Consider the following 23366-nt stretch of genomic DNA (forward strand, 5'->3'; position numbering starts at 1 on the left):
CCCGACCCGCCACCCGGAGTACGACCCGGGACATTCGGTGGCGGTGGCAGCAGATCGTCGAGGTTCCGGCGGTCGGGATTGGCACCCACCGCTGATCCGCCTGCGGCCGAGCCTGTTCCGGCCATGTCGCCGGGCGCGGGCGGCAGCGGGCCGCGGGCGTTCGCCGCGTTGCCGGCCGGTGCGTTCGGCGGCGGAGGCAGCAGGTCATCCAGACGTCGGCGAGCGGCGGAATCCGAGTCCCCGGTGGATCCGGCTGCGGCCGAACCGGATTCACTCGCATCGCCGAGCGGTGTGGGCGGCAGCGGAATCCGTGTCGTCATCTCCGGCGCGCCGGTGACACCGGAGTTCGCCGTGGCGTCGGCGGACGGCGTGCCGACGGCCGGGCCCTCGGATTGCCCAGTGGCCGAACCGGTGCCGGGCAGCGGCTGCGAGTCCGGTGCCGACGGCAGCGGCGGGCGCGCCGAATCGTGCTCACCGGGAGAGTGCGACAGCGGAGGCCGGCCCACGCCCGGGGAACTTGGAGCGGGCGGAATGGGAGGCCGGGACGGATCCAGCGCATTCGGGTTCGCCGGGTGTGCCGAGTCGGCTGAGCCGTGCGCGGCCGGTGAAGCAGGCAGTGGCGGGCGGGCGGGGTCTTGTCCGTGCGGCGACTCCGGCAGGGGCGGGCGCGCGGGGTTCTGCGCGTGCGGCGGCTCCGGGAGCGGTGGCCGTGCTGGGCTCTGTGTGTGCGGCGACTCCGGCAGCGGTGGGCGCGCCGGGTTTTCCGCATGTGGCGATTCGGGCAGCGGCGGGCGCGCCGGGTTCGGTGCGTGCGGCGATTCGGGCAGCGGGGGGCGGGCCGAAGTCTGTGGCGGCTGACCGGGAGCCTGCGGGGCCGGGGGTTCCGGCAGGGGCGGGCGCGCTGAACTCCGGGGGTCCGGGGACGGCGGCAGCGGCGGTTGCGCTGCGCCCTCGGGGGTCGGCGGCAGGGGTGGCTGCGCGTTGAACTGGCCGCGGTTGGGTTGCGGCTGGTGCGGTTCCGGGATCGGCGGTGTGGTGAAGCGCGGGTCGGCGGACTGCTGGTGGGCGGAATGTGAATCCGCGGTGCGGCCTGCGGCATACGGGGGTGCGAGCGGGTCCGGGAGAGGTGGGCGCTCGGTCCGGGGCTCCGGCGGGGTGGTGAAGCGCGGGCCCGAGGTTGGGGGAGTTGCGAACTCCGGACCCTGGGCAGGCGGCATGGTGCTCGGGCCCTGGGCGGGCGGCGCGGAACTCGGGCCCTGGGCGGGCGGTGCGGAGTTCGGGCCCGGCGTGGGGCGGTTCGGGTGGGGCTGCCGCTGGGGGGCCGGGTCGGGTTGGGGGGTGCGACCGGTGGGGGCGGGAGCCGGGGGTTCGGGGGTGTCCTTGCGGGGTTTGCGGCGGCCGAAGAGGCGGCGGGAGGACTTTTCCTCGGGGATGAGGTCGTCGTGGGGGAGGTTCTCGACGGGTGGGGCGTTGTAGCCGGGGTCGGCGACCTCACCCTCGGACAGCCATGGTGGAAGCATGGGGAGGCCGTCGTTGGTGCGGCTCACAATAACCCCCGAGTGCTGGACCGATCTTGCAAGGACAAGCACGTAGTTTAGCGATCGAGCGCAAACCGGTGGGGGCGAGCGCCGAGAGTGGGCGTGGCCTGGCGCACGTCATCGCGGCCTTATTTGGCCGGATCAGGGGAAACGGGTAAGCTTGGTCGGCGGTGCACCTACTCGCTGGCTGTGGCATGTCCTCACTAGAGGAAAACACGCCGCAGTTCGTGTCAGAGGAGTATGGCACCGGGTCGACGCAAGTGCACGACGAATCGCGGCGGCCGAACCCAGCCGTAACAGAGCTCGAACCAACCAGGTTCGGCCTAAACCGGGATCGCGGAGGATATGGCGAAGAAGGAAGGGGCCATCGAGGTCGAGGGCCGAGTTATCGAGCCGTTGCCCAATGCGATGTTCCGGATCGAGCTGGAGAACGGCCACAAGGTTCTCGCTCACATCAGCGGCAAGATGCGGCAGCACTACATCCGCATCCTGCCTGAGGACCGAGTTGTCGTGGAGCTCTCGCCCTACGACCTGACCCGCGGTCGCATCGTCTACCGCTACAAGTGAGTTTCCGGGACCAGCGAGTCTCGGGTCTTCCCCGGTCGATCCGGCCGGGGAAAAACTGTGTTCACGGCCAGTGAACACCGCAACCAGATTGGATCTGACGTGAAGGTTCAGCCGTCCGTCAAGCCGATCTGCGAGAAGTGCAAGGTGATCCGCCGCCACGGCCGGGTCATGGTGATCTGCGAGAACCTGCGCCACAAGCAGCGTCAGGGCTGATCTCGGCCTTCGGGCCGAGCTCGGATCGCTCACCAGCCAAGCACCGAACGCGGTTCGGATTGGCAACAAGAGAAGAAACTCCCAGCGCCAGTCGCCGTCGCCGAGTCCCGTAGGGGACGGATGGCGGCCTACCCCCGGTACGGAGGCCGGGGCCCCACACGAGGGGACGGACAGGGAGCAGACCTCCGACAAAATTAAGGAATCGCCAACATGGCACGTCTGATGGGCGTCGACCTCCCGCGCGAAAAGCGCATGGAGATCGCGCTGACCTACATCTTCGGCATCGGCCGTACCCGCGCCAAGGAGATCCTCGAGCAGACCGGCGTCAGCCCGGACCTGCGTTCGAAGGACCTCAGCGACGATGACGTGACCAAGCTCCGCGACTACATCGAGTCGCAGGACTTCAAGGTCGAGGGTGACCTGCGCCGCGAGGTGCAGGCCGACATCCGTCGCAAGATCGAGATCGGCTGCTACCAGGGTCTGCGCCACCGTCGTGGCCTGCCCGTGCGTGGCCAGCGGACCAAGACCAACGCCCGCACGCGCAAGGGTCCGAAGAAGACCGTCGCCGGCAAGAAGAAGTAGGGATAGCGCATGCCTCCGAAGAGCCGGGCCTCGGGCCCGAAGAAGACTCAGAAGTCGCGTCGCCGGGACAAGAAGAACGTCCCCCACGGCCACGCGCACATCAAGAGCACGTTCAACAACACCATCGTGTCGATCACCGATCCGGCCGGCAATGTCATCTCCTGGGCGTCGTCGGGCCACGTCGGCTTCAAGGGTTCGCGCAAGTCGACCCCGTTCGCCGCGCAGCTTGCCGCCGAGAACGCCGCCCGCAAGGCGGCCGAGCACGGCGTCAAGAAGGTCGACGTGTTCGTCAAGGGCCCGGGTTCGGGCCGCGAGACCGCGATCCGTTCGCTCCAGGCCGCCGGCCTGGAGGTCGGCACGATCTCCGATGTCACCCCGCAGCCGCACAACGGCTGCCGTCCGCCCAAGCGGCGTCGCGTCTAAGCGGGAAGGAAGGTAGAGAAAAATGGCTCGTTACACCGGCCCCATCACCCGCAAGTCGCGTCGTCTGCGTGTCGACCTCGTTGGAGGCGACCAGGCGTTCGAGCGTCGTCCTTACCCGCCGGGCCAGCACGGCCGCGCGCGGATCAAGGAGTCCGAGTACCTGATGCAGCTGCAGGAGAAGCAGAAGGCTCGCTTCTCCTACGGCGTCATGGAGAAGCAGTTCCGCCGCTACTACGAAGAGGCCAACCGCCTCAAGGGTAAGACCGGCGACAACCTGCTCCGCCTGCTCGAGAGCCGTCTGGACAACGTCGTGTACCGCGCCGGTCTGGCTCGGACCCGTCGTCAGGCGCGTCAGCTCGTCAGCCACGGCCACTTCCTGGTCAACGGCGTGAAGGTCGACGTCCCCAGCTACCAGGTTTCTCAGTACGACATCATCGATGTCAAGGAGAAGTCGCTGCCGACGCTGCCCTTCCAGGTCGCTCGCGAGACCCTCGGTGACCGCCCGGTTCCGGGTTGGCTCCAGGTCGTTCCCGGCCGCCTTCGCATTCTGGTGCACCAGCTCCCCGAGCGTGCGCAGATCGATGTTCCGCTGCAGGAACAGCTGATCGTCGAGTTCTACTCGAAGTAAGGCGCTAACCGCGCCGCTGGTGGGAGGCCACGAAATGTGGTCTCCCACGATCCAAGTCGTGAGCGTCAAATAGTGGGCGCTCTGAAGGAGGAAACAGTCCATGCTGATTTCACAGCGACCGACGCTGACCGAAGAGGTTGTGTCCGAGAACCGGTCGCGGTTCACCATCGAACCGCTGGAGCCGGGCTTCGGTTACACCCTCGGCAACTCGCTGCGCCGCACCCTGCTCTCGAGCATCCCGGGCGCCGCGGTCACCAGCATCCGCATCGACGGCGTGCTGCACGAGTTCACCACGGTTCCGGGCGTGAAGGAAGATGTCACCGACATCATCCTGAACCTCAAGGGCCTCGTGGTGTCGTCCGAAGAGGACGAGCCGGTCACCATGTACGTGCGCAAGCAGGGCCCGGGCACCGTCACCGCCGGTGACATCGTCCCCCCGGCCGGCGTCACTGTTCATAACCCGGATATGCACATCGCCACCCTGAACGACAAGGGCAAGCTGGAGATCGAGCTCGTGGTCGAGCGCGGTCGCGGCTACGTCCCGGCCGTGCAGAACAAGGCGTCGGGTGCGGAAATCGGCCGGATCCCGGTGGATTCGATCTACTCGCCGGTTCTCAAGGTGACCTACAAGGTCGAGGCGACTCGTGTCGAGCAGCGCACCGACTTCGACCGGCTCATCCTGGATGTCGAGACCAAGAACTCGATCTCCGCGCGGGATGCGCTGGCGTCGGCGGGTAAGACCCTGGTCGAACTGTTCGGTCTCGCGCGCGAGCTGAACGTCGAGGCCGAGGGCATCGAGATCGGCCCCAGCCCGGCCGAGGCCGATCACATCGCCTCGTTCGGTCTGCCGATCGAGGACCTGGACCTCACCGTGCGGTCGTACAACTGCCTCAAGCGCGAGGGTGTGCACACCGTCGGCGAGCTGGTCGCCCGCACCGAGTCGGATCTGCTGGACATCCGGAACTTCGGCCAGAAGTCCATCGACGAGGTCAAGGTCAAGCTGCACTCGCTCGGCCTGTCCCTCAAGGATTCCCCGGCTTCCTTCGATCCGTCCTCCGTCGTCGGTTACGACGCGGCGAGCGGCACCTGGAGCGACAGCGGCTCGTTCAGCGACACCGACAGCGGCGAGCAGGACTACGCCGAGACCGAACAGCTTTAGTCGACCGGGGTGTAGCGCCCCGAATCGACTTTGACACAGGAGATTCCAACAATGCCCAAGCCCAAGAAGGGTGCCCGCTTCGGCGGGTCGGCGTCGCACCAGAAGGCGATCTTCGCCAACCTGGCGACGGCGCTCTTCGAGCACGGTCGTATCACGACCACCGAGGCCAAGGCCAAGGCGCTGCGCCCCTACGCCGAGAAGCTCGTCACCAAGGCGAAGGCCGGCTCGCTGGCCGACCGTCGCGAGGTCATGAAGGTGATCCGCAACAAGGACGTCGTGCACGCCCTGTTCGCGGAGATCGGCCCCTCGTTCGAGGGCCGTGAGGGTGGCTACACCCGCATCATCAAGACCATCCCGCGCAAGGGCGACAACGCCCCGATGGCGATCATCGAGCTGGTTCGCGAGAAGACCGTGACCAACGAGGCCGATCGCGCTCGCCGGGTCGCCGCTTCGCAGCAGGCCGCTCAGACCGAGGACAAGGCCGACGAGGCCGTCGCCGAGACCGTGGTCGAGGATGCGCCGGCCGAGGCTGCCGCCGAGGAGAAGAAGGACGCCTGAGTCGTCCTTCGGACCCGATAGGGGTTTCCGGGGCAGCCCCGGAAACCCCGACACGGGTGAGGCTATGAGTGAGCCCGCCGTCCCCTCCGGGTCGGCGGGCTTTCTCCATGTTAACCAGGAGATCGCTGTGAGCGTGGACGATCCGGCGAGCAAACCGGTTTCGATTCGAGTACGGCTGGACATCGGCTACGACGGCACCGATTTCATCGGGTGGGCCCGGCAGCCGGGGCTGCGCACCGTGCAGGGCGTGCTGGAGGAATCGCTGAGCAAGGTGCTGCGCGAACCGATTCAGCTGACCGTGGCGGGCCGCACCGACGCGGGCGTGCACGCCGAGGGACAGGTCGCGCATTTCGACACCACCGCCGAGGTGGACGGCCCGCGGCTGGTGCACCGGCTGGCGCGATTCCTGCCGAAGGACGTGCGGGTCAAGGACGTCCGGCTCGCGCCCGCGGAATTCGATGCGCGGTTCTCCGCCATCCGCCGCCACTACGCCTACCGTCTCACCACCGCCGTCTACGGCGCGGAACCGCTGCAGGCCCGCCATGTGGTGGCCTGCCGCTCCGGCGTGGATCTGGACGCCATGCGCGCCGCCTCCGAAAAGCTTTTGGGCCTGCACGATTTCGCGGCCTTCTGCCGCCGCCGCGAGGGCGCGACCACGGTGCGCGAATTGCAGCGCTTCGAGTGGGAGCGCGAGGGCGATCTGCTCACCGCCCACGTCAGCGCGGACGCCTTCTGCTGGTCCATGGTGCGCAGCCTGGTCGGCGGCGTGCTTGCCGTCGGCGAGGGCCGGCGCACCCCCGAGTGGATCGCGGGCCTGCTGAACGAGCGGGAGCGCTCCAGCGCGGTCACGGTGGCCCCCGCGCACGGCCTCAGCCTCATTGCCGTCGACTATCCGGCCGAGGCCGACCTGGCCGCGCGCAATGCCCAGACCCGCGAGATGCGCACCGTCCCCGCCGCCGAAGGCTGCTGCGGCAGTTGATCTTCCCGAGAACCGAGGACTGATCCGTGCACGCCATCCTCTACGCCCTCCCGGTGATCCTCTATCTGATCGTCGGCGCCGTCGTCATCTATGTGACCTTGCGCCGCACCGTCGATATGGATTCCGCCACCCGCCGCGCCGAAATCTGGCGCGCGTACACCGTTCTGCTGATTCCGGTACTGGTCGGCCCGATCCTCGCGGGCGGCATTACCGGCGGTAATTTCCTGCCCTTCCTCATCGCCGAATTCGTGCTCGCCGCCGCGGTTCTCATTGCCGCCGCGGTCACCGTGCGCAAGGCGACCGCCGAGGGCCGTGCGGTTGATGACTAGGGTGTGAAAAGACTGGTCGGCGCCACCCCGGAGGATTTCAGGCCCGGTGGCGGCGGGTCGCGGGGGCGTGAGGCCGGCTCGCGCCGGTCGCCGCACGGCGTACCGGGAGTGCACCTGGCACCGGCGGGGTGTTGCGGCAATCGCATTGTGCCGCCCGGTGATCGGACCGCGGTACGCCGTGAGCGCCCATCGTGAAATGCTGAATCGTCAGGCTTGGCTATCACCTCCTCGATATCGGCAGATCAGATGAGGTGTGGGGCCGGCGTCAGGTGGACCGGCCGGAGCTGCCCGCTTCGATGGTCTTGGGCCCGGAGCCCGTACCGGAGATCGCGATGCGCCGCGGCTTGGCGCGCTCGGCGATGGGGAGGGTGACCGAGAGGACGCCGTCGTTGTAGGTGGCGGTGATGTTCTCGGTGTCGATGCCCTCGCCGAGGGACAGCTGGCGCTGATAGCTGCCGGCGAAGCGTTCCGAGGCGATCCACTGGACGCCCTCTTCGCTGGGGACGCTGCGCTGCGCGCGCAGGGTCAGGGTGCCGTTATCGACGCTGACCTCGACCGATCCTGGGTCCACGCCGGGCAGATCGGCATTGAGGACGTAGTGGTCGCCGGTCTTGAACAGATCCATGGGCATGAAGCGCGGGGCGCGCGCGGTGCCCACGGCCTCGCCGAGCAGTTGGCGGGCAACGGTATCGATGTCATGGAACGGATCGAACCGCAGCACGGGAATTCACCTCCATATCTATGGTGGCGTCCGCCACGGCGGCGGGCGCCGGTAGCTGCACTGACGAAGTTAGCACTCTCGCTGCGAGAGTGCCAGTATCAATTTCGGGCAAGTTTCTCGCAACCATCGCGCCGCGCGGTCCACCGCGGACGCGGACGGCCGACGCCGGAAGAGTGGCGGCGTGGTCTGTGATGAGGATTCGCCGTGCAAGTTGCAGTTCGCTGATTCATTGCGTGGATTGTGATCCGGATGTCTGCGCGGCAGCGGATTCAGCGCGGCCGGATGCTGAGAATCCTTTGTCCGGAAGCGGTTCGGTGGTGGTGGGAGGCTGTTTCCGGGCCGATCGCGGATGGCTAGCCGAGTTTCGGACAGATGACCTATTTCGGGCACGAGTGCCGAAAGTTGGAAGATATGAAGGTATTTCGGCATTTTCGCGCTGGCGTGGGTGCGACAATCGGCCAATGAGCGGCGGCTCTGGGCCTGCGGTAGTGGAGGTTTGCACCACGCCCGAGGTTTCCGAGAAGGAGGCATTCGAGCAGTGGGAGGCGGCGGTCGCGCAGGCCTATGTGCCGATGGTGGTCACGCCGGTGCGCCGGGGCGAGTTCCGGGCGCGCATCGTGCAGTCCCGGTTCGATGACATCGATGTGTCCACGGTGTCGGCTACCGGCCAGCAAATCAGCCGTATTCCCGGGCTGATTCACGAGCCGGAGGAACCGGTGCTGTTCGCCAGCATCACCACGCACGGGCACGGCTGGCTGGAACAGGACGGCCGGGTGGGTGAGATGGCCGACGGCGGGCTCATGCTCTATGTGAGCTCGCGGCCCTTCACCGCGCACTTCGAGCAGAGCTGGGGCGTGGTGGCGGTGCAGGTTCCGCTGGCCGAGGTGGTCGGCGCCTCGGGCGTGTCCTCCGACCGGCTGCCCACCGCGGTGCGGTTCCCGCCGGACGGCGCGGCCGGTATCGTCGGCCGATTCTTCTGCGGGCTGGCGCAATTGCAGCACACGTCCCCGGACCAGGCGGCGGTGCTGGCCCGGCACGGCACCGGGCTATTGGCCTCGGTGGTGCAGCTGGCGGCCGGGGAGCTGCCGCGCGAGGCGCCCGGTCAGGCGCTCACCAAACAGCGCGCCCTGGCCTTCATCCAGCGCAACTACGCCGATCCGGCGCTCACGGTCGACCATGTGGCGCATGCCTGTTCGGTGTCGCGGCGCACGCTGTATCGCCTGTTCGAGCAGGGCGAGGACGGGATCGCGGCGCTGCTGCGGCGGTTGCGCGTGGAGCGCGCGCTCGCGCTGATCAGGACGGATCCGGCGCGCCCGCTGCTGTCCATCGCGCGCTCCTCGGGATTCGTCTCGGAGCGGCAGTTCTATCGCGCCTTCAAACGGGAAATGGGCATGACCCCCGGGGAATTCCGCGCGGGATCGGTGCCGAATCTGGCGGGCGGACCCGTCATGCCCGCCTGACGTGAATTGGCAGTGATCTGGCACGAGCTGACAGTCACAGCATCGCGGGCGATGGGAATACTTGTGAGGCATCGGTTGATGCCGGTGATTTCCCTGAACCAAGTCGTGGACCCCGTGCGTCGTGTGGCTTTTCGTCGCGATCGTGCCCCGAGGCGAACCGCGCCGCTCGCACGTCAGGCGCAGTCGTCGATGATGCCGGCGGGCCGGGTCGTGCGACGAGGAGGCGCCGCCCGGTCGTCGCTGAGCCGCAGACGGCCGGGCAGCGAACTCGATCCGCTGCCCCTGAACTGGTCCTATTTGCCGGTTTCGAACAGGTTCAAACCTGTTTGCTGGGGCGCGGAGGATGGGATGATGCAAGAGTGGGAAACGCGGCAACCGCCAGCGCCGAAGTGTGCTCGAGCTCCGACACTTCCGCGCGCGAGGCATTCGAACAGTGGGAGGCGATCATCGCCGATACTGTCGTGCCCGCCACCATCGAGCCACTGGTCACGGGGCATTGGCGCGGCGAGGTCACCGTCAGCCAGTTCGACCGCTCCATGATCACCCGGATGCGCGCCAGCGCCCAGCGCGTGGTGCGCAGCAAACGCCAGGTGGAACAGGCCAGCGCCGAATTCCTGCTGGTGAATATTGTTGTCGAGGGCGCGAACTGGACCGAGCAGAACGGCCAGCTGGCCGACAGCCCGGCCGGTTCCATCGTCTTCTTCGACAGCGCCCGCCCGCTGGAGAGCCGCACCACCGACGACGCCATCTCCACCATCGTGCGCGCGCCCATGAATCTGGTGCTCGAGCACGCCGGGCTCATTCGCGACGAACTACCGCTCGCCACCCCGTTGCCCACTACCGGCGCGCTCGGCGTGGTGGCCGGTTTCTTCCGCGGCCTGGCCGAGCTACCGCCGGAGGAAACCACCCGCGCCGCAACGGTGCTGGAGTCCGAGATCGCCGGCATGCTGTCCTCCGCGGTGCTGCTGGCCACCGGCAATACCTCCCCGGCCCCGTCCGACTCGCTGTTCAACCGCCAGCAGGTGCTGGCCTATCTGCGCAAGCGCTATACCGATCCGGAACTGACCGTCGACGAGGTGGCGCACGCCTGCCTGGTTTCGCGCCGCACGCTGTACCGGTTGTGCGAGGGCTTCGGCGGTCCGGCGGCGCTGGTGCGCCGGATGCGGGTCGAGCATGCCCGCCGGCTGTTGCGCGCCGATCCCACCCGCCCGCTGGCGGCCATTGCCGCGGCCTCGGGTTTCGCTACCGATCGGCACTTCTACCGGGCATTCCGCGAGGAAACCGGCTTCACTCCCGGTCAATTCCGCGCTCAACTGGCGCCAGGCACGCCCGGTCACTAGCTCGGCACGGTTTGTCACTGCACTCAGCCACCGTTCGGCGAAAGGTGATGGCCATGCCGGCTCGTCCGACCAGCGTGTTGTTCGCGGGCTAACCGGCGTGGACATCAATCCGTGCCGAAGGAGCCGAGGTGCCGACGAGGGTGCGAGTGGCGGCTGTCCAAGCCGAACCGCGATGGCTGGATCTGCGCGGCGGCGTCGCGCAGACAATCGAACTCATCGAGACCGCGGCGGCCGGCGGCGCCCGGCTCATCGCGTTCCCGGAGACCTTTCTGCCCGGCTATCCGTGGTGGCTGTGGCTGGATTCGGTCAGCTGGGGCCAGGGCTTCTTCGCGCGCTACCGGACCAATTCGATGACCGTGGGCCGCACCGAGTTCCGCCGCATCGCCGATGCCGCCCGCCGGCACCGCATTCACGTGCTGCTGGGCTTCAGCGAGCGCTGCGGCACCTCGCTGTACATGTCGCAGTGCCTCATCGACGAGCGCGGGGTGCTGCTCGGGGTGCGCCGCAAGCCGGAGCTGACGGCACTGGAGCACAAGATCTTCCAAGCCGGTGAGCGTTCCGATCAGTACGTGTTCCGTACCGAGATCGGCCGCATCGGCGTGCACGGCGGCTCCGAGCAGCTGCATCTGCCCGAGCGCCGCGAGCTCGAACGCACCGGGGCGCAGGTGCACATCGTGTCCTGGCCCGGATTCATCATTGCCCGTGACGTGGAATGGGGTGTGCGCGTGAACAATGCGGCTACGCTCTGGTACGCGGTGGTCGGGCAGCTGAATGTGATCGCCGCCTGTTCGATCATGGATGTGGCGGGCAGCGAGATCCGCCGCGGCCCGGACTCCGCCAAGCAACTGGTGCGCGGGCCGGGCGGGCACGCGCGGATCTACGCGCCCGGCGGAGACGAGCTGGCGAAACCGCTGGGCGGGCACGAGGAGGGCATCCTGTATGCCGATCTGGACCTGGACCTGAGCTTCGAATCGGCCGCATAGTGGTATTCCGCTATTGGTCGCGCGCGCCGGAATCTGACACACTGCCCGGTATTCGGTCGGGCGAAGGACCGTCGACGGTCATCGAGGGATGCGGAGTGGAGCAGTCGGAGGCGGTTAATCGGATCGAGATCGGGTCCGAGGTGGAGACACCGGCGGGGGAGGCCTTCGAACGCTGGGAAGCGCTGCTGAGCGAGGCGTATGTGCCGCTGGCGATTTCACCAAAACAGACCGATCGTTTTCATGGATCGCTGGAACATGCCCGCTACGGCAATCTGCACGTGAGCATTCTGGCGGGCACGCCACAGCTGATCGACCGGACCAAGCGGCTCATCGACCGCGATCACGAGGAGTTTCTCTTCGCGAGCATTCCGCTCAGCGGCGGCGGCCGGGTCCGGCAGGACGGCCGTATCGCCCAGGTGGATCCGGGCTCCATCGTTTTCTACGACGCCACTCGCCCGTTCCACTGGGAGGTCGAGCGGGACTGGGAGCATGTGGTCGTTCAGGTGCCCATGAGCAAGCTGCGCGAGCGCTACGGCGTGGTGGACTCCGATGTGCCGACGGCCACGGCCTTTTCGAGTGAGAGCGCGCCCGGAATCGTCGGCGAGTTCTTCCGCAAACTCGCGCGATTGCAGGGTGATGATCCGGGCGCGGCCGCACTGCTGGCCGCGCCCGCCGTCGATCTGCTGGCCGCGGCGGTGGTGGCGGCCTCCGGCGGCGTCCCGCGCGAGCAGTCCGCCGATGCCCTGAACCGGCAGCGGGTACTGGCCTACATGCGTGAGCATTGCGCCGATCCGGACCTGGGTGTGGACCGCATCGCCGAAGGGTGCAGAATGTCCCGGCGGACGCTGTATCGGGTATTCGGCGAGTTCTCCGACGGGCCGGGGACCATGTTGCGGCGCATGCGAATCGAACGTGCCTGTGAGTTGTTGCGCAATGCGCCGCAGCTGCCGCTGTCGGCGGTGGCGACGGCCTCGGGATTCCTCACCGAGCGCAGTTTCTACCGATCCTTCCGAATCGAAATGGGCACCACGCCGGGCGCATTCCGGGCGATGGCATGAATAGTCGGTAGAAAGGCACAATTCGCCATTGTTCGAGCGGAAACCGTTGACCAGCATCACGTTCCATGAGGAATACAGGATGAGTAATACGGTCCGAGTAGCCGCCGTTCAAGCCGAGCCGAAATGGTTGCGGCTGTCGGACGGTGTCGAACAAGTAGTCGAACTGATCGGCGCCGCCGCGGCGGCCGGCGCCCACCTGATCGCATTCCCGGAGACCTTCTTACCAGGTTATCCGTGGTGGCGGTGGGTGGAATCGAATCAATGGAATGTCGAGTATTCGACTCGCTGCCGCGAGAATTCGATGACACGCGACGGCGCCGAAATGCGCGCCGTCTCGGATGCGGCCGGTCGCAATGGCATCCAGGTGGTACTCGGATTCGGTGAGCGACAGGATCGCCGAATCTATATGGCACAGGCCGTCATCGATGAATTCGGTCAGGTGCAGTCGGTCCGGCGCAAAGCCGGGCTCAACAGCGTGGAACGCAAGGTGTTCGCCTCCGGTACGCCGAATCTGCCTACCGTGCATCACGGTTCGCTGGGCCGGCTGGGCGCGCTCGCCGGACAGGAGAATCAGCGACCGCTGCTGACCCGCGCGCTCCGCGCGGACGAGGAGCAGATCCATGTGGCCGCCTGGGCGGGAGCCCCGAGCGACCTCGCGCCGACCGGGCCCGATTCGGGCGCGACCGTCAGTCGCATGTACGCCTTGGAATCGCACGCCTTCGTGCTCGCGCCCTGTGCGGTGGTTGGGGAAGCCGCCGCACCGGACGGCACCGGCGGATTCCTGCGGCCGCCGCGGCGCACCGGGCGCGCCCGTATCTACAACTCGGACGGCACCGAGGTGGTGACGCCGCTCGCCGAGGGCGCGGAGGGAATTCTCTACGCGGACCTCGAAGTGGATGAACTCGGCGGCCACGGCCACGATATGGCCGGCGGGCGACGGCACCGGCAGGGCCGGGCGCCGGGACGGCGGACCGCCGCGCGCACCGGCACCACCCGGCGGCCGGGCGACTCGTGGGCCATGCCCATGGTCGTGGACTATCCGGCGGGTATGGCCGCCTGTTGACCCGGGCAGGGGCTCGGCGCTGAGCACGTGGTGCTCAGCGCCGAGTGCCGGTCCCCAGGGTGTGTCGCGCCGATCGCCGGTATCAGGAGCGCACCAGGCGCGCGATGGCGTCGGTGGCTTCCTTGATCTTGGCCTCGGCCTCCGGGCCGCCGGCCACGGCCGCGTCGACCACGCAGTGGCTGATGTGGTCCTCGAGCAGGCCCATGGCGACGGCCTGCAGGGCCTTGGTCATGGCCGAGACCTGGGTGAGGATGTCGATGCAGTACTTTTCCTCTTCGACCATCCGCTGCAGGCCGCGCGCCTGACCCTCGATGCGGCGCAGCCGCTTGAGGTAGTCGTCCTTCGCGGTGATGTAGCCGTGCGTCGCGTGGTCGTGGCAGGGCTGTTCCGCTGTGGTGGTCTGCTCTGTGGTCACCGACGGTTCCTCACTCCCGGTCATTAATACCCCCCTAGGGTACATGGTTCGGCCTGGTGCGGCCACTGATGCCCACATGCGCAAGAATCAGGCGCATGAGTGCGGATCCACGGGCCTCGCTGGCCATTATCGGTGGCAGCGGGTTCTATGACTTCTTCGGCGACGATGCGACCACCGTGGAGCTGGAGACTCCGTTCGGCGCGCCGTCGGCCCCCATCACCATCGGCCAGGTCGAGGGGCGGTCGGTCGCCTTCCTGCCGCGGCACGGCCGCAAGCACGAGTACTCGCCGCACACCGTGCCGTACCGGGCCAATATGTGGGCGCTGCGGTCGCTGGGCGTGCGCCGCATCTTCGGACCGTGCGCGGTGGGCAGCCTGCGCGCCGACTGGGGGCCGGGCACCGTGGCCGTGCCGGATCAGCTGGTGGATCGCACCTCCGGGCGGGATCAGACCTTCTTCGACGCGGGCGGCGTGCACGTCTCCTTCGCCGATCCGTACTGCGGTGAATTGCGCACCGCCGCAATCGCATCCGCCGGGACCGAGCTGCCGGTGAAGGACTACGGCACCATGGTCGTGGTGCAGGGGCCGCGCTTCTCCACCCGCGCCGAGAGCCGCTGGTTCGCCGGGCAGGGCTGGGAACTGGTCAATATGACCGGGCATCCCGAGGCCGTGCTCGCCCGGGAACTCGAAATGTGCTACTCCGCAATCGCTCTGGTCACCGACCTGGACGCCGGTCTGGAATCCGGTGAAGGCGTCAGCGCCGCCGACGTTTTCGCCGAGTTCGAGCGAAACCTGGTGCCGTTCAAGGCGCTGGTGCGCCGGGCGGTGGCCGCGGTCGACGGCGACGACACCTGCGACAAGTGCCGGGTGCACGCCGGAACCGGTGTGAACCTGCCGTTCGAGCTGCCGTAATTTCGCGGCATTCCGATTCGCCTACGCTGGAGGGATGAGCGGAGGCGAGTCGGGAGCCGAGCGGTTGCGGGTACTGCTGACCGGCGCCGCGGGATATATCGGCTCGCATGTGCATCGCGCCCTGCGCGCGGCCGGGCACGAGGTGCTCGCCGTGGACGCCATGCTCGATACCGTGCACGGCCCGAATGCCACTCCGCCCGAGGGGATTTCCCTGGCCGACATTCGCGATCCGGAGCAGCTGGAGCCGTTGCTGCACGGTGTCGACGTCGTCTGTCATCTCGCGGCGGCAGTCCCGCTGGCGAACTTTCCGGAAGGGTCGGTGCGCGCGGAACCGCCGCCGGGGCGCAGACCCGGCGGGCGTTCCGCGGTGGGTCCGGCCCTGCGCGGCGGGCCCGAGCTCGAGGGTGACGGGCAGCCCGGCAAGGGACCCGGTACGCATGCGGTGGGCCCCTGTGTCCGAGGGCCCGTCACCACCCGCTCGGAGTCCGGTCCGCAGCGGCCCGGCCCGGTCGGGATGCAGCGGGCCGCGGTGTACGCCACGCACAATGACGCCGGGACGGCCGTCCTGCTGGCCGCCATGGAGCGGGCGGGCGTGCGGCGGCTGGTGCTGGCCTCGTCGGTCGCCGTGTACGGGGAGGGGCGGTACCGCGCGGTGCGCGGCGGCCCGTTCTTCCCGGGCCTGCGGCGGCGCGCCGATCTGGATCGGGGGCTGTTCGATCATCGGGCGCCGCGCACCGGTGACGTGCTGACCTGGGAACCGCTCGGCGAGGACGCGCCGCTGCGGCCGCGGAGCGCTTATGCGGCAAGCAAAGTCGCGCAGGAGCACTATGCGCTGGCCTGGGCGGCGAGCACCGGATCGGCGGCCACGGTGCTGCGCTATCACCACGTCTACGGTGATCCGGTCGCGGAGGTTCCGCCGGTGCGGACCGCGGAATCCGGTGTGGTCGCACGCTTCCGGGCGGAACTGCTGGCCGGGCGGGCGCCGCAGATCTTCGAAGACGGCGGGCAGGTCCGGGATTTCGTGCACGTGCGCGATGTCGCCGCCGCGACCGTCGCGGCGGTCGAGCGCGGGCCGGCCGGTTTCGTGCCATTGAATATCGCCTCGGGGCGGCCGCTCACGCTGTGGGAGGTGGCGTCCATGATGGCCAAGGCGCTGAATGGTCCGGCGCCCATCGTGACCGGGCAATACCGGCTCACCGATATCCGCCATGTGGTGGCGAATCCGGAACGCGCCCGGCATGCGCTGGACTTCACCGCGCGCACCGCGCCCGCCCGGGGGCTGCCGGATTACGCGACCGGCGCGGCCCGCCATTAGCCGCTGTGCGATTTCCGCGGCGCCGGGATCTAGGCTCGCGCTATGGAGAATCCGCTGCGGCTGGAAGTCATTGTGGCCAGTACCCGGCCGGGACGGTTCGCGCCCGTGGTGGCGGACTGGTTCCTGAAGGCCGCGCGGGCCGATGAGCGATTCACGGTGGGCGTCATCGATTTGCTCGATACGCCGTTGCCGGTGGATCTGACCGAGGCGCCGGGGGTGCGGGAGTATCGCGAAAGGATCGCCGCCGCCGATGCTTTCGTCGCGGTGACCTCGGAGTACAACCACGGATATCCCGCCTCGCTGAAGACCGCCCTGGATACCGCGAAACGCGAATGGCGGGCCAAGCCCATCGGATTCGTGAGCTACGGCGGATTGTCCGGCGGGCTGCGGGCGGTCGAGCAATTGCGTCAGGTGGTCGCGGAGATTCACATGGTGTCCATTCGCGAGTCCGTCGGCTTCGCCGAGGCCAAGCGGAAATTCGATGACGCGGGGGAGACCCGCGACGGCGCGGCCGTCGACGCGTGTGAGCGGCTGTTGCGCCAACTCGCTTGGTGGGGGCGTGCCTTGCGGGACGCGCGCGCGGCGGACCCGTATCCGGGCTGAGCGGATTACGGCGTCGCGAAAGCCGCGGCGGTCCGGGGGCGGCCGATATAGGTGGTCTCGCGGGGAATGGAGACCAGGTTCAATTCCACCTCGGTGATTCCGGTGCGGACCAGGATGCGGTTGCCCATCGCATCGGGCTGGGTGATGGACAGATCCGGCCGGGCGGCGGGCCAGCCCAAGGGGTGCCCGGCCAGGTGGATGGTGGTGATACCGGCGTGCGGGGCGGGTGCGAGCACGCCGTCCACCACCGTCGCGGTGAATCCGGCATCGGCCTGATGGGTTTCGGCGGCGAGGGTCAGCCGCTCCGGATTGCCGATGGTGGTGATCAGATGCTCCCAGGTCTCGGGCCGGTCGGTCCGGATCAGGATGCGCTCGCCGATGGCCAGCGCGCGGAACACCAGCTGCTGCGCCAGATACAGCTCACCGGCCACGTACACGCTCGAAATACCCTGGCCGACAACGCGGATGGCGACGCCATTGCCCTCGTCGTCGGAGCCCAGCAGCTGACCGCAGCCCGCCGCGGGCAGCTGCACCGCGTCGATGTCCTCGATCTCGCGCTCGCGGGTGGGGACCGTGGCGTCCAGGCCGGGCACCGCCATCGGCAGGTGTGCGAGCAGTCCTTCCCGGTGTCGGCCGTTCATGGAGATCATGTGCCGCTGCACCGGTTCCTCCGGCAGCTCCCGCGCGGTGAGCCGCCAGGCCGCGCCGATGCGCACCGTGCCGGCGGTCGTGCCGGGCCGCAGCCGCACCGCCACCGTCGTGCCGCGCGAGGGCGGGACCCAGAGCCCGGCGAGTCGTTCGGAGTCGATCTCGCGCGGATCCACCGCGGCGCCGATGTTCACGCTGTTGCCGAGTTCGGCGTAGCGCCAGCGCTGGGTCAGCGCGGCCGGGTCCACGCCCGCGGTGACCTGCAGGGCGGCCTGGGTGATCTCCGGTGCGGTGAGGATGCGCGCCGAGCAGCCGCCGTCCTCGAGGGTGCGGACGATGCGCTGGGTGGCGATGGTGACCGCGCGGCACGCGCCCGCGAGTCCGCCGCCGCGCCGGGCCGCCGCGTCCGGGCAGCGCAGCGGGTCGAAGGCGATGGCCAGCCAGACGGTGCGATGCGCGGTGGCGGGCAGCGGGCCGAGCAGCGATTCGTAGATGGCGCCCGCGGGCGTGCCGGAGCGGCTGCGGAATCCGTGCGAGACGATATCGATGCCGTCGAGCAGAATGTCGTGCTGCTGCAGGCGTTCCGCGAGTTCGGTCAGCGGCAGCAGATGCGAGGCGCGCACGGTGGACCGGCCGAGCCGGGTCAGTCCGCCCTTGGGCGCCAGCACCTCCACGACCGCGACCACGCGGCTGCCGTCGCGGTACAGGCCGAGGGAGCGGCCGTCGCCCGCGCGGAAGTCGATGAGGTCGGCGGGCAGGTGGGCGCGGGTGGGCCGGAAGCGGGCGCGGGTGGCGATCCAGGAGGCAACTGAACGTTTGCCAAATGGGATCAAAAGGATCAATCCGGCCACTATCGCCATGCTGAGCGCAGGCCAGAAGGGCAGTCCGCAGACTAGGGCGACCAGTATGACGACCACTCCGGTCAGCTGAGCGACCAGGAGATTCGCCATCGTCACATGCGCCGCCGCAGGGCGGAATCGCGCCCTCCCCGATTCGGTCATCGTCGTCTCCAACATTCCGGATCGGCCTCGGGTCCGCGGCCGATGGCGAAGGAAGATCCCCGGGAACTGTACTGTGTTCCGCGAACGCAATCACTGGTCGGGGGAGTTTTCATGCCTTCAAAACCGACGACGCGTTGGCAGGTGAGCGGTTACCGCTTCCTGGTCCGCCGCATGGAACACGCCCTGGTGCGCAGGGACGTGCGGATGCTGCACGACCCCATGCGGTCGCAATCGCGCGCCTACGCGGTCGGCATCATCCTCGCGGTCGTCGCACTCGCCGGTTGCGGAGTGTTAGCCCTCCTGCGTCCGCAGGACAAGATCGGCTCCAACCAGATTCTCATCGGCAAGGACACCGGGGCCGTCTATGTGGTCATCGACAATGTGGTGCACCCGGCGCTGAACCTGGCCTCGGCGCGGCTGGCGGCCGGCGAGGCCGCCAAGCCCGCCACGGTCAAGGAATCCGAACTGGCCAAGAAGCCGCGCGGCCAGCTCATCGGCATCCCCGGCGCCCCCGCCTCGCTGAACTTCGACTCCGCGAGCACCGGCCACACCTGGACCGTGTGCGACGCCCTGGCCAATGACGGCAGCCAGAGCGTCACCACCTCCGTCCTGGCCGGCGATCCGGCCTTGGGCGACAAGGCATCCGCCATGGGCTCCGGCAGAGCGCTCCTGGTCCAGGGCCGCGACAACACCTACCTCGTCTACGACAACCACCGCGCCCGAATCGATTTGCACGACCGCGCCGTGGTCGACGCCCTCGACCTCCGCGGCCGCACCCCCCGTCCCATCAGCGAGGGCCTGCTCAACGCCATCCCCGAAGTGCTGCCCCTGGTGGCCCCGCCCATCCCCGATGCCGGTGCCGCCCCGAGGTATTCGCTCGGCGACCACCGCATCGGCGACATCGTCCAGGTCCGCACCGACGACGACAAGTACTACGTGGTCCTCGCCGACGGCCTGCAACCGGTCTCCCCCCTGACCGCCGACATCATCCGCAACGCCTACCGCTCAACGGCCGCCGACGACCGCATCACCCAAGCCGACCGCACCGCCGCCCCCGTCTCCTCCGCTCTGCGGATCTCCGAATATCCCGACAGCGCACCGGAAATCGTCGACGGCAAGGACCACCCCGTCGACTGCCTGTCCTGGAAACCGCTCACCGCCGCCGACAATTCCGACGGCAGCCGCCACGCCGGCCTCACCATCCTCACCGGCCACGCCATCCCCATCCCCGACCGCGCCAAACTCGTCCCCCTCGCCCAGGCCGACGCCAACGGCCCCAACCTCGACTCCTTCTACACCAAACCCGGCGCCGGCTACTACCTCCAGACCACCGGCATAGAACCCGACAGCCAACGCCGCGACACCCTCTTCTACATCTCCGACTTCGGCGTCCGCTACGGCATCAAAGACCTGGAATCCGCCAAAGCCCTTGGCATGGACCCGGAATCCGTCCGCCCCGAACCGGCTCCCTGGCCCATCATCGGCCTCCTGGCCCCCGGACCGACCTTGAGCCGCGAAGCCGCCATGGTCGCCCACGACGGCGTAGCCCCCGACCCGAACCCGGCGAAAGAGCCGGTGAAGCCACAGAACTGACCAAGCGCCACCAGCGAGCAAACCCCGGCCGCAGACCTGAAAACGCTCCTCGACCAGCTCGGCCCCGACGCGAAGGAAGTCATCATGACAACCGCGGAACAACGTCGCGCCGAAGGAGAAGCCCGGGACGCGCCGAGGCACTACTCGAGATACTGACGCAGAAGTTCGGGCCTACGCCAACCCGGATCGCCAGCACAGTTCGCAGTGCGGATGTAACGCAATCGAGAGTCTGGACTACCCGGGCGCTGACTGCGGACGGCATCGAAGAGGTCTTCGAGGAGTAGCTCATCGTCACCGCACCTTGATGTGAAACACCGATGTCGTTTCACATTCCTGCGTGTGGAGGTAGCCCATGCGTCGTTTCAGGCGTCGTCGTTGCGGATGCCGAAGTGCCGCCGGAGGGGGAAGGACGCGAGGAAGCCGAGAAGCAGTAGCAGGGCGACTACTCCGGTGCCGATGAGCGCGATATTCCGGGCGGTGTTGTCCGGGGGTGGTGGTGGGGTGGGGATGGCGAGTTGCTTGTCCACCATGGTGCTGGGGTGTTTGGGCGGCAGTTCGTTCGGGACTTGGGCAGTCAGGGCGGCGACGGGGTCGACTGCGCCATAACCGACATAGGGGTTCCAGCCTTCGCCGGGGGCGTGGGCGGTGGCTTCTATGCGTTCGATGACGTCGGCGGCGGGCAGGTCGGGGAAGCGCGAGCGGATGAGGGCGGCTACGCCGGAGACGTAGGGGGCGGCGAAGCTGGTGCCGCTGTAGCGGACTGTTTGGCCCTGGTTGGTGATTTTGGCGGTGGTCAATCCGGTGTTGCGGGGGTCCAGGGAGATGATGTCCTCGCCGGGGGCGGCTACGCCCACCCAAGGTCCGGGGACGGTGAATTTCGAGGGCTGGCCGAAGGAGTCGATGGAGCCGACGGAGAGGACGTAGTCGTCCCACCAGGCGGGGGCCACGTAGGAGCGGATGTTGTTCCAGAGATCTTCGGTGGGGCGCAGGGGGTTCAGGCCGGGATTGCCGGCCTTGCAGGTGTCGGTGTTGCCGGCGGAAGTGATGATGACTACGTCCTTCTCGACGGCGGCGTAGTGGACGGCGGCGCCGAGGGAACCCATTTCGCGGCTGTCGGGTTTGCTTGTGGGACAGGCGACGAGGGAGATGTTGATGATGCGGGCTCCGGCGTCGGCGGCGCGGCGGATGGCGGAGGCGAGGGCGGAGATCTTGCCGTAGCCGTCGGGCATGTCGTCGGGGCCCTTGTCGCGGCCGGCGCCCTCGGCTTGGTACATGGCGCTGGTTTGGCGGATGGTCATGATGCGGGCCTCGGGGGCGACACCGGCGAAGCCTTGGCCTGGTTCCTGGGTCGCGGCGATCAAGCCCGCGACGAGGGTGCCGTGGGCATCGCAGTCCTCGGTGCCGTCACCGCCGTTGGCGACGTAATCGCCGCCGGGGATGAGGCCGGGCAGGCGCGGGTGCGGCGATACGCCGGTGTCGATGACCGCGACCAATTGGCCTGCGCCCTTGGAGAATTGCCAGGCGTACTCGAGGTCCAGGGCCCGCTGGGTCGGCGGGATGGTCGAACCGCCGCCACCGGATTGGGTGCTGATGCACGGCGAGTTGGCCGGATGCTCGGTGGGGCCGGGCGGGGCGGCGGGGCCTCCGGCGGGCAGGAGTCCGGGATCGATCGCGGGGGGCCGGTCGGCATGGGCGACACCGGCGCCCGAGCCGAGAGAGGCGCTCAGCGCTAGCGCCGCGGCCGCGGCGAGTGTTCGGAAACCCTTGGAAGACATCAGCTGTCCGGTCAGAGGCTGCGCACGTACGAGTACAGATCGGTCACCCAGAACACCAGCGGCACCACGGCGGCCACGAAGGCGTATTCGAGGAGTTCGACCGCGCGGCGCATGGGCGGGGTCGCCTGCTGGCGCGGGACGATGATGCCGAGTACCAGCGCCGCCGCCAGCAGGAGCAGGGCCGCGCCGAAGATGACGAGGGGTTGATCGAGCCGGAAGGAACCGGCGCCCAACAGAATCAGCAGCACGGCGGCGCCACCCGCGATGAGGACGACGGCCTGTTCCGCGCCCGCGTAGGTGCGGCTGCGGAACATGAGGACGACCGCGCAGACCAGCGCGAGCGCCAGGCCCGGCCGGTAGACGCCCTCCGCATCCGGATTCCATACGCTCGCAACGGCTCCGGCGACGACCACCACGGTGGTGGCGGCCACCAGCCCGGCCAGGTACCGGCGGGCGCGTTCGGACTTCTTGCGCAGCACCTCGAGAGTCGGCAGCGCGCGATGGTCGTCGGGATCGTCCTCGGTGGGGTCGATCGGCGTACCGGGCGCGGGCACCGGCGGCAGCGGGAGCTTGGCCAGCAGCATGGAAAACCGTGGGGCGAGCGACAATCCGGCCAGGCCGAGCGCCGCCGCACCGGCGCCGATGGCCTTCACCGGAACATGGGTGAGCAGTCCGACCAAGGCGGCGGGCGCGGCGTACACCGCGAGGGTGGTCACGCCGATGAACAATCCCAGCCCGACCCCGCTCACCCGCCACGCCAGCATGGCGATGGCTCCGAGCAGCACCGCGCCGAGCAGGAAGTTCGCCCAGCCGTAGTGGTCGGGCACGAAGAGCAGGCCCGCGGCGAATGCGGCCGGCAGTGCGCATCCGCCCAAGACGAGAGCGCTGGCGGTATCGCCGTACATGCGGCCGAGCACCATGCTCGCCACCACCAGCAGCACGCTCACCAGCAGCGCCACCGTCCCGCTCACCCAGCCGGGCACGGCATCGGGCGCGGCCAGCAGCCCGAGGCAGCCCACCAGCATGGTGAGCACGGCCAGAATCGATCCGGTCAGGCGCGCGGTCCGGGGCGTCCACCCGCGGAAATGGTCGGCGTCGGCAATGGCGACGTTGTACATGATGTCGTCGAACAGCGGCGTCGGCGCGGTGTGCTCGGCGCTCTCCAGCATGAGCAGTTCCCCGTCGCGAACGTCTTGTTCGGCGAGGCTGAGCGAATTGGAGAACGGCGGCTGACCGACCCGGGCCAGCACCCATTCGTGCGGTTCGAACTGTTCGCCGTCATGGTCGAAGTCATTGGCCCGGCTGTGCTGGGCGACCATATCGACCACGCTCGGAATGACCAGCGCGACCGGTACGTCCACCGGTATGGCCATATCGACCTGGGTGTGCTTGGCCAGAATGGTGACCCGCGCGAGATCCGGCGCGCGGACCAGGCCTCGTGCATCGTCGCTATGATCCGTTCGCGCGTGCGTCACGCTGCCCCCAGCTCCGATCGATCCTCGTA

The 23366-nt window shown here is 68.6% G+C and carries 23 protein-coding genes; 18 read left to right on the forward strand and 5 right to left on the reverse strand.

The window, feature by feature from the left end:
- The first annotated feature begins 1883 nt into the window (after positions 1-1883).
- The 9 genes from infA to ACYQ5L_RS05405 all read left to right on the forward strand — a co-directional run bounded on the left by infA (position 1884) and on the right by ACYQ5L_RS05405 (position 6976).
- Positions 1884-2105: a translation initiation factor IF-1 gene (gene infA, locus ACYQ5L_RS05365; protein ID WP_040804562.1), complete on the forward strand. Its 222-nt coding sequence runs from the start codon at positions 1884-1886 to the stop codon at positions 2103-2105.
- Positions 2106-2204: 99 nt separating this feature from the next.
- The gene (rpmJ, locus tag ACYQ5L_RS05370; RefSeq protein ID WP_033085975.1) at positions 2205-2318 is read left to right on the forward strand and encodes a 50S ribosomal protein L36; all 114 of its coding nucleotides are present in this window, start codon (positions 2205-2207) and stop codon (positions 2316-2318) included.
- 210 nt (positions 2319-2528) lie between these two features.
- Complete coding sequence (gene rpsM / locus ACYQ5L_RS05375) at positions 2529-2900, forward strand: 30S ribosomal protein S13 (protein WP_379193081.1); 372 nt, start codon at positions 2529-2531, stop codon at positions 2898-2900.
- Positions 2901-2909: 9 nt separating this feature from the next.
- On the forward strand, positions 2910-3323 hold the full coding sequence (gene rpsK / locus ACYQ5L_RS05380; protein ID WP_067543866.1) for a 30S ribosomal protein S11: 414 nt from the start codon (positions 2910-2912) through the stop codon (positions 3321-3323).
- 22 nt (positions 3324-3345) lie between these two features.
- Positions 3346-3951 carry a 30S ribosomal protein S4 gene (gene rpsD, locus ACYQ5L_RS05385; RefSeq protein WP_459955937.1) on the forward strand — a complete coding sequence of 202 codons (606 nt, stop codon included), beginning with the start codon at positions 3346-3348 and terminating at the stop codon, positions 3949-3951.
- 100 nt (positions 3952-4051) lie between these two features.
- Complete coding sequence (locus tag ACYQ5L_RS05390) at positions 4052-5110, forward strand: DNA-directed RNA polymerase subunit alpha (protein WP_029923719.1); 1059 nt, start codon at positions 4052-4054, stop codon at positions 5108-5110.
- A gap of 51 nt (positions 5111-5161) precedes the next feature.
- Positions 5162-5668 carry a 50S ribosomal protein L17 gene (gene rplQ, locus ACYQ5L_RS05395; RefSeq protein WP_459955938.1) on the forward strand — a complete coding sequence of 169 codons (507 nt, stop codon included), beginning with the start codon at positions 5162-5164 and terminating at the stop codon, positions 5666-5668.
- Positions 5669-5732: 64 nt separating this feature from the next.
- Positions 5733-6647, forward strand: coding sequence for a tRNA pseudouridine(38-40) synthase TruA (gene truA / locus ACYQ5L_RS05400; RefSeq protein ID WP_459955940.1), 915 nt, complete (start codon positions 5733-5735; stop codon positions 6645-6647).
- Positions 6648-6673: 26 nt separating this feature from the next.
- The gene (locus tag ACYQ5L_RS05405; RefSeq protein WP_459955942.1) at positions 6674-6976 is read left to right on the forward strand and encodes a hypothetical protein; all 303 of its coding nucleotides are present in this window, start codon (positions 6674-6676) and stop codon (positions 6974-6976) included.
- Between the two features lie 265 nt (positions 6977-7241).
- Here ACYQ5L_RS05405 and ACYQ5L_RS05410 read toward each other — a convergent pair whose 3' ends face one another.
- The gene (locus tag ACYQ5L_RS05410) at positions 7242-7697 is read right to left on the reverse strand and encodes an Hsp20/alpha crystallin family protein (RefSeq protein WP_459955943.1); all 456 of its coding nucleotides are present in this window, start codon (positions 7695-7697) and stop codon (positions 7242-7244) included.
- A gap of 461 nt (positions 7698-8158) precedes the next feature.
- Between ACYQ5L_RS05410 and ACYQ5L_RS05415 the strand changes: the two genes are divergently transcribed.
- From ACYQ5L_RS05415 to ACYQ5L_RS05435, 5 genes are all read left to right on the forward strand, one after another.
- A complete protein-coding gene (locus tag ACYQ5L_RS05415) occupies positions 8159-9157 on the forward strand; it encodes a helix-turn-helix domain-containing protein (protein WP_459955944.1) in 999 nt (332 codons plus the stop codon).
- Between the two features lie 359 nt (positions 9158-9516).
- The gene (locus ACYQ5L_RS05420; protein ID WP_459955946.1) at positions 9517-10497 is read left to right on the forward strand and encodes an AraC family transcriptional regulator; all 981 of its coding nucleotides are present in this window, start codon (positions 9517-9519) and stop codon (positions 10495-10497) included.
- Positions 10498-10625: 128 nt separating this feature from the next.
- Positions 10626-11480: a nitrilase-related carbon-nitrogen hydrolase gene (locus ACYQ5L_RS05425; protein ID WP_459955947.1), complete on the forward strand. Its 855-nt coding sequence runs from the start codon at positions 10626-10628 to the stop codon at positions 11478-11480.
- A gap of 95 nt (positions 11481-11575) precedes the next feature.
- Positions 11576-12538, forward strand: a complete 963-nt coding sequence (locus ACYQ5L_RS05430; protein ID WP_459955949.1) for an AraC-like ligand-binding domain-containing protein — start codon at positions 11576-11578, stop codon at positions 12536-12538.
- Between the two features lie 79 nt (positions 12539-12617).
- Complete coding sequence (locus tag ACYQ5L_RS05435; RefSeq protein ID WP_459955951.1) at positions 12618-13601, forward strand: nitrilase-related carbon-nitrogen hydrolase; 984 nt, start codon at positions 12618-12620, stop codon at positions 13599-13601.
- 82 nt (positions 13602-13683) lie between these two features.
- Here the strand turns inward: ACYQ5L_RS05435 and ACYQ5L_RS05440 are convergent, their stop codons facing one another.
- Positions 13684-14016 (reverse strand): metal-sensitive transcriptional regulator, encoded by a 333-nt coding sequence (locus tag ACYQ5L_RS05440; RefSeq protein WP_379201117.1) that lies wholly within the window; start codon positions 14014-14016, stop codon positions 13684-13686.
- A 95-nt stretch (positions 14017-14111) separates the two neighbouring features.
- Between ACYQ5L_RS05440 and ACYQ5L_RS05445 the strand changes: the two genes are divergently transcribed.
- The 3 genes from ACYQ5L_RS05445 to ACYQ5L_RS05455 all read left to right on the forward strand — a co-directional run bounded on the left by ACYQ5L_RS05445 (position 14112) and on the right by ACYQ5L_RS05455 (position 16845).
- Positions 14112-14927 (forward strand): S-methyl-5'-thioadenosine phosphorylase, encoded by an 816-nt coding sequence (locus tag ACYQ5L_RS05445; protein ID WP_459955953.1) that lies wholly within the window; start codon positions 14112-14114, stop codon positions 14925-14927.
- A gap of 64 nt (positions 14928-14991) precedes the next feature.
- Complete coding sequence (locus tag ACYQ5L_RS05450; RefSeq protein WP_459963327.1) at positions 14992-16242, forward strand: NAD-dependent epimerase/dehydratase family protein; 1251 nt, start codon at positions 14992-14994, stop codon at positions 16240-16242.
- 42 nt (positions 16243-16284) lie between these two features.
- On the forward strand, positions 16285-16845 hold the full coding sequence (locus ACYQ5L_RS05455; RefSeq protein WP_459955955.1) for an NADPH-dependent FMN reductase: 561 nt from the start codon (positions 16285-16287) through the stop codon (positions 16843-16845).
- Between the two features lie 5 nt (positions 16846-16850).
- Here the strand turns inward: ACYQ5L_RS05455 and eccE are convergent, their stop codons facing one another.
- Positions 16851-18494, reverse strand: a complete 1644-nt coding sequence (eccE, locus tag ACYQ5L_RS05460; RefSeq protein WP_459955957.1) for a type VII secretion protein EccE — start codon at positions 18492-18494, stop codon at positions 16851-16853.
- 111 nt (positions 18495-18605) lie between these two features.
- On the opposite strand from eccE, the gene eccB reads away from it, so the two are divergent.
- Positions 18606-20087 (forward strand): type VII secretion protein EccB, encoded by a 1482-nt coding sequence (gene eccB, locus ACYQ5L_RS05465; protein ID WP_459955959.1) that lies wholly within the window; start codon positions 18606-18608, stop codon positions 20085-20087.
- A gap of 362 nt (positions 20088-20449) precedes the next feature.
- Here eccB and mycP read toward each other — a convergent pair whose 3' ends face one another.
- Both mycP and eccD read right to left on the reverse strand, forming a co-directional pair.
- On the reverse strand, positions 20450-21862 hold the full coding sequence (mycP, locus tag ACYQ5L_RS05470) for a type VII secretion-associated serine protease mycosin (protein WP_459955961.1): 1413 nt from the start codon (positions 21860-21862) through the stop codon (positions 20450-20452).
- 11 nt (positions 21863-21873) lie between these two features.
- Positions 21874-23337 (reverse strand): type VII secretion integral membrane protein EccD, encoded by a 1464-nt coding sequence (gene eccD, locus ACYQ5L_RS05475; RefSeq protein ID WP_459955963.1) that lies wholly within the window; start codon positions 23335-23337, stop codon positions 21874-21876.
- Positions 23338-23366: the final 29 nt, after the last annotated feature.

The organism is Nocardia sp. IFM 10818 (assembly GCF_054655275.1).

Coding starts and splice junctions, on each gene's coding strand:
- truA (WP_459955940.1), top strand. CDS start 5,733: ATGAGTGAGCCCGCCGTCCCCTCCGGGTCGGCGGGCTTTCTCCATGTT.
- mycP (WP_459955961.1), bottom strand. CDS start 21,862: ATGTCTTCCAAGGGTTTCCGAACACTCGCCGCGGCCGCGGCGCTAGCG.
- ACYQ5L_RS05390 (WP_029923719.1), top strand. CDS start 4,052: ATGCTGATTTCACAGCGACCGACGCTGACCGAAGAGGTTGTGTCCGAG.
- ACYQ5L_RS05435 (WP_459955951.1), top strand. CDS start 12,618: ATGAGTAATACGGTCCGAGTAGCCGCCGTTCAAGCCGAGCCGAAATGG.
- rpsK (WP_067543866.1), top strand. CDS start 2,910: ATGCCTCCGAAGAGCCGGGCCTCGGGCCCGAAGAAGACTCAGAAGTCG.
- eccE (WP_459955957.1), bottom strand. CDS start 18,494: ATGACCGAATCGGGGAGGGCGCGATTCCGCCCTGCGGCGGCGCATGTG.
- infA (WP_040804562.1), top strand. CDS start 1,884: ATGGCGAAGAAGGAAGGGGCCATCGAGGTCGAGGGCCGAGTTATCGAG.
- rpsM (WP_379193081.1), top strand. CDS start 2,529: ATGGCACGTCTGATGGGCGTCGACCTCCCGCGCGAAAAGCGCATGGAG.
- eccB (WP_459955959.1), top strand. CDS start 18,606: ATGCCTTCAAAACCGACGACGCGTTGGCAGGTGAGCGGTTACCGCTTC.
- rplQ (WP_459955938.1), top strand. CDS start 5,162: ATGCCCAAGCCCAAGAAGGGTGCCCGCTTCGGCGGGTCGGCGTCGCAC.
- ACYQ5L_RS05415 (WP_459955944.1), top strand. CDS start 8,159: ATGAGCGGCGGCTCTGGGCCTGCGGTAGTGGAGGTTTGCACCACGCCC.
- ACYQ5L_RS05445 (WP_459955953.1), top strand. CDS start 14,112: ATGAGTGCGGATCCACGGGCCTCGCTGGCCATTATCGGTGGCAGCGGG.
- rpsD (WP_459955937.1), top strand. CDS start 3,346: ATGGCTCGTTACACCGGCCCCATCACCCGCAAGTCGCGTCGTCTGCGT.
- ACYQ5L_RS05455 (WP_459955955.1), top strand. CDS start 16,285: ATGGAGAATCCGCTGCGGCTGGAAGTCATTGTGGCCAGTACCCGGCCG.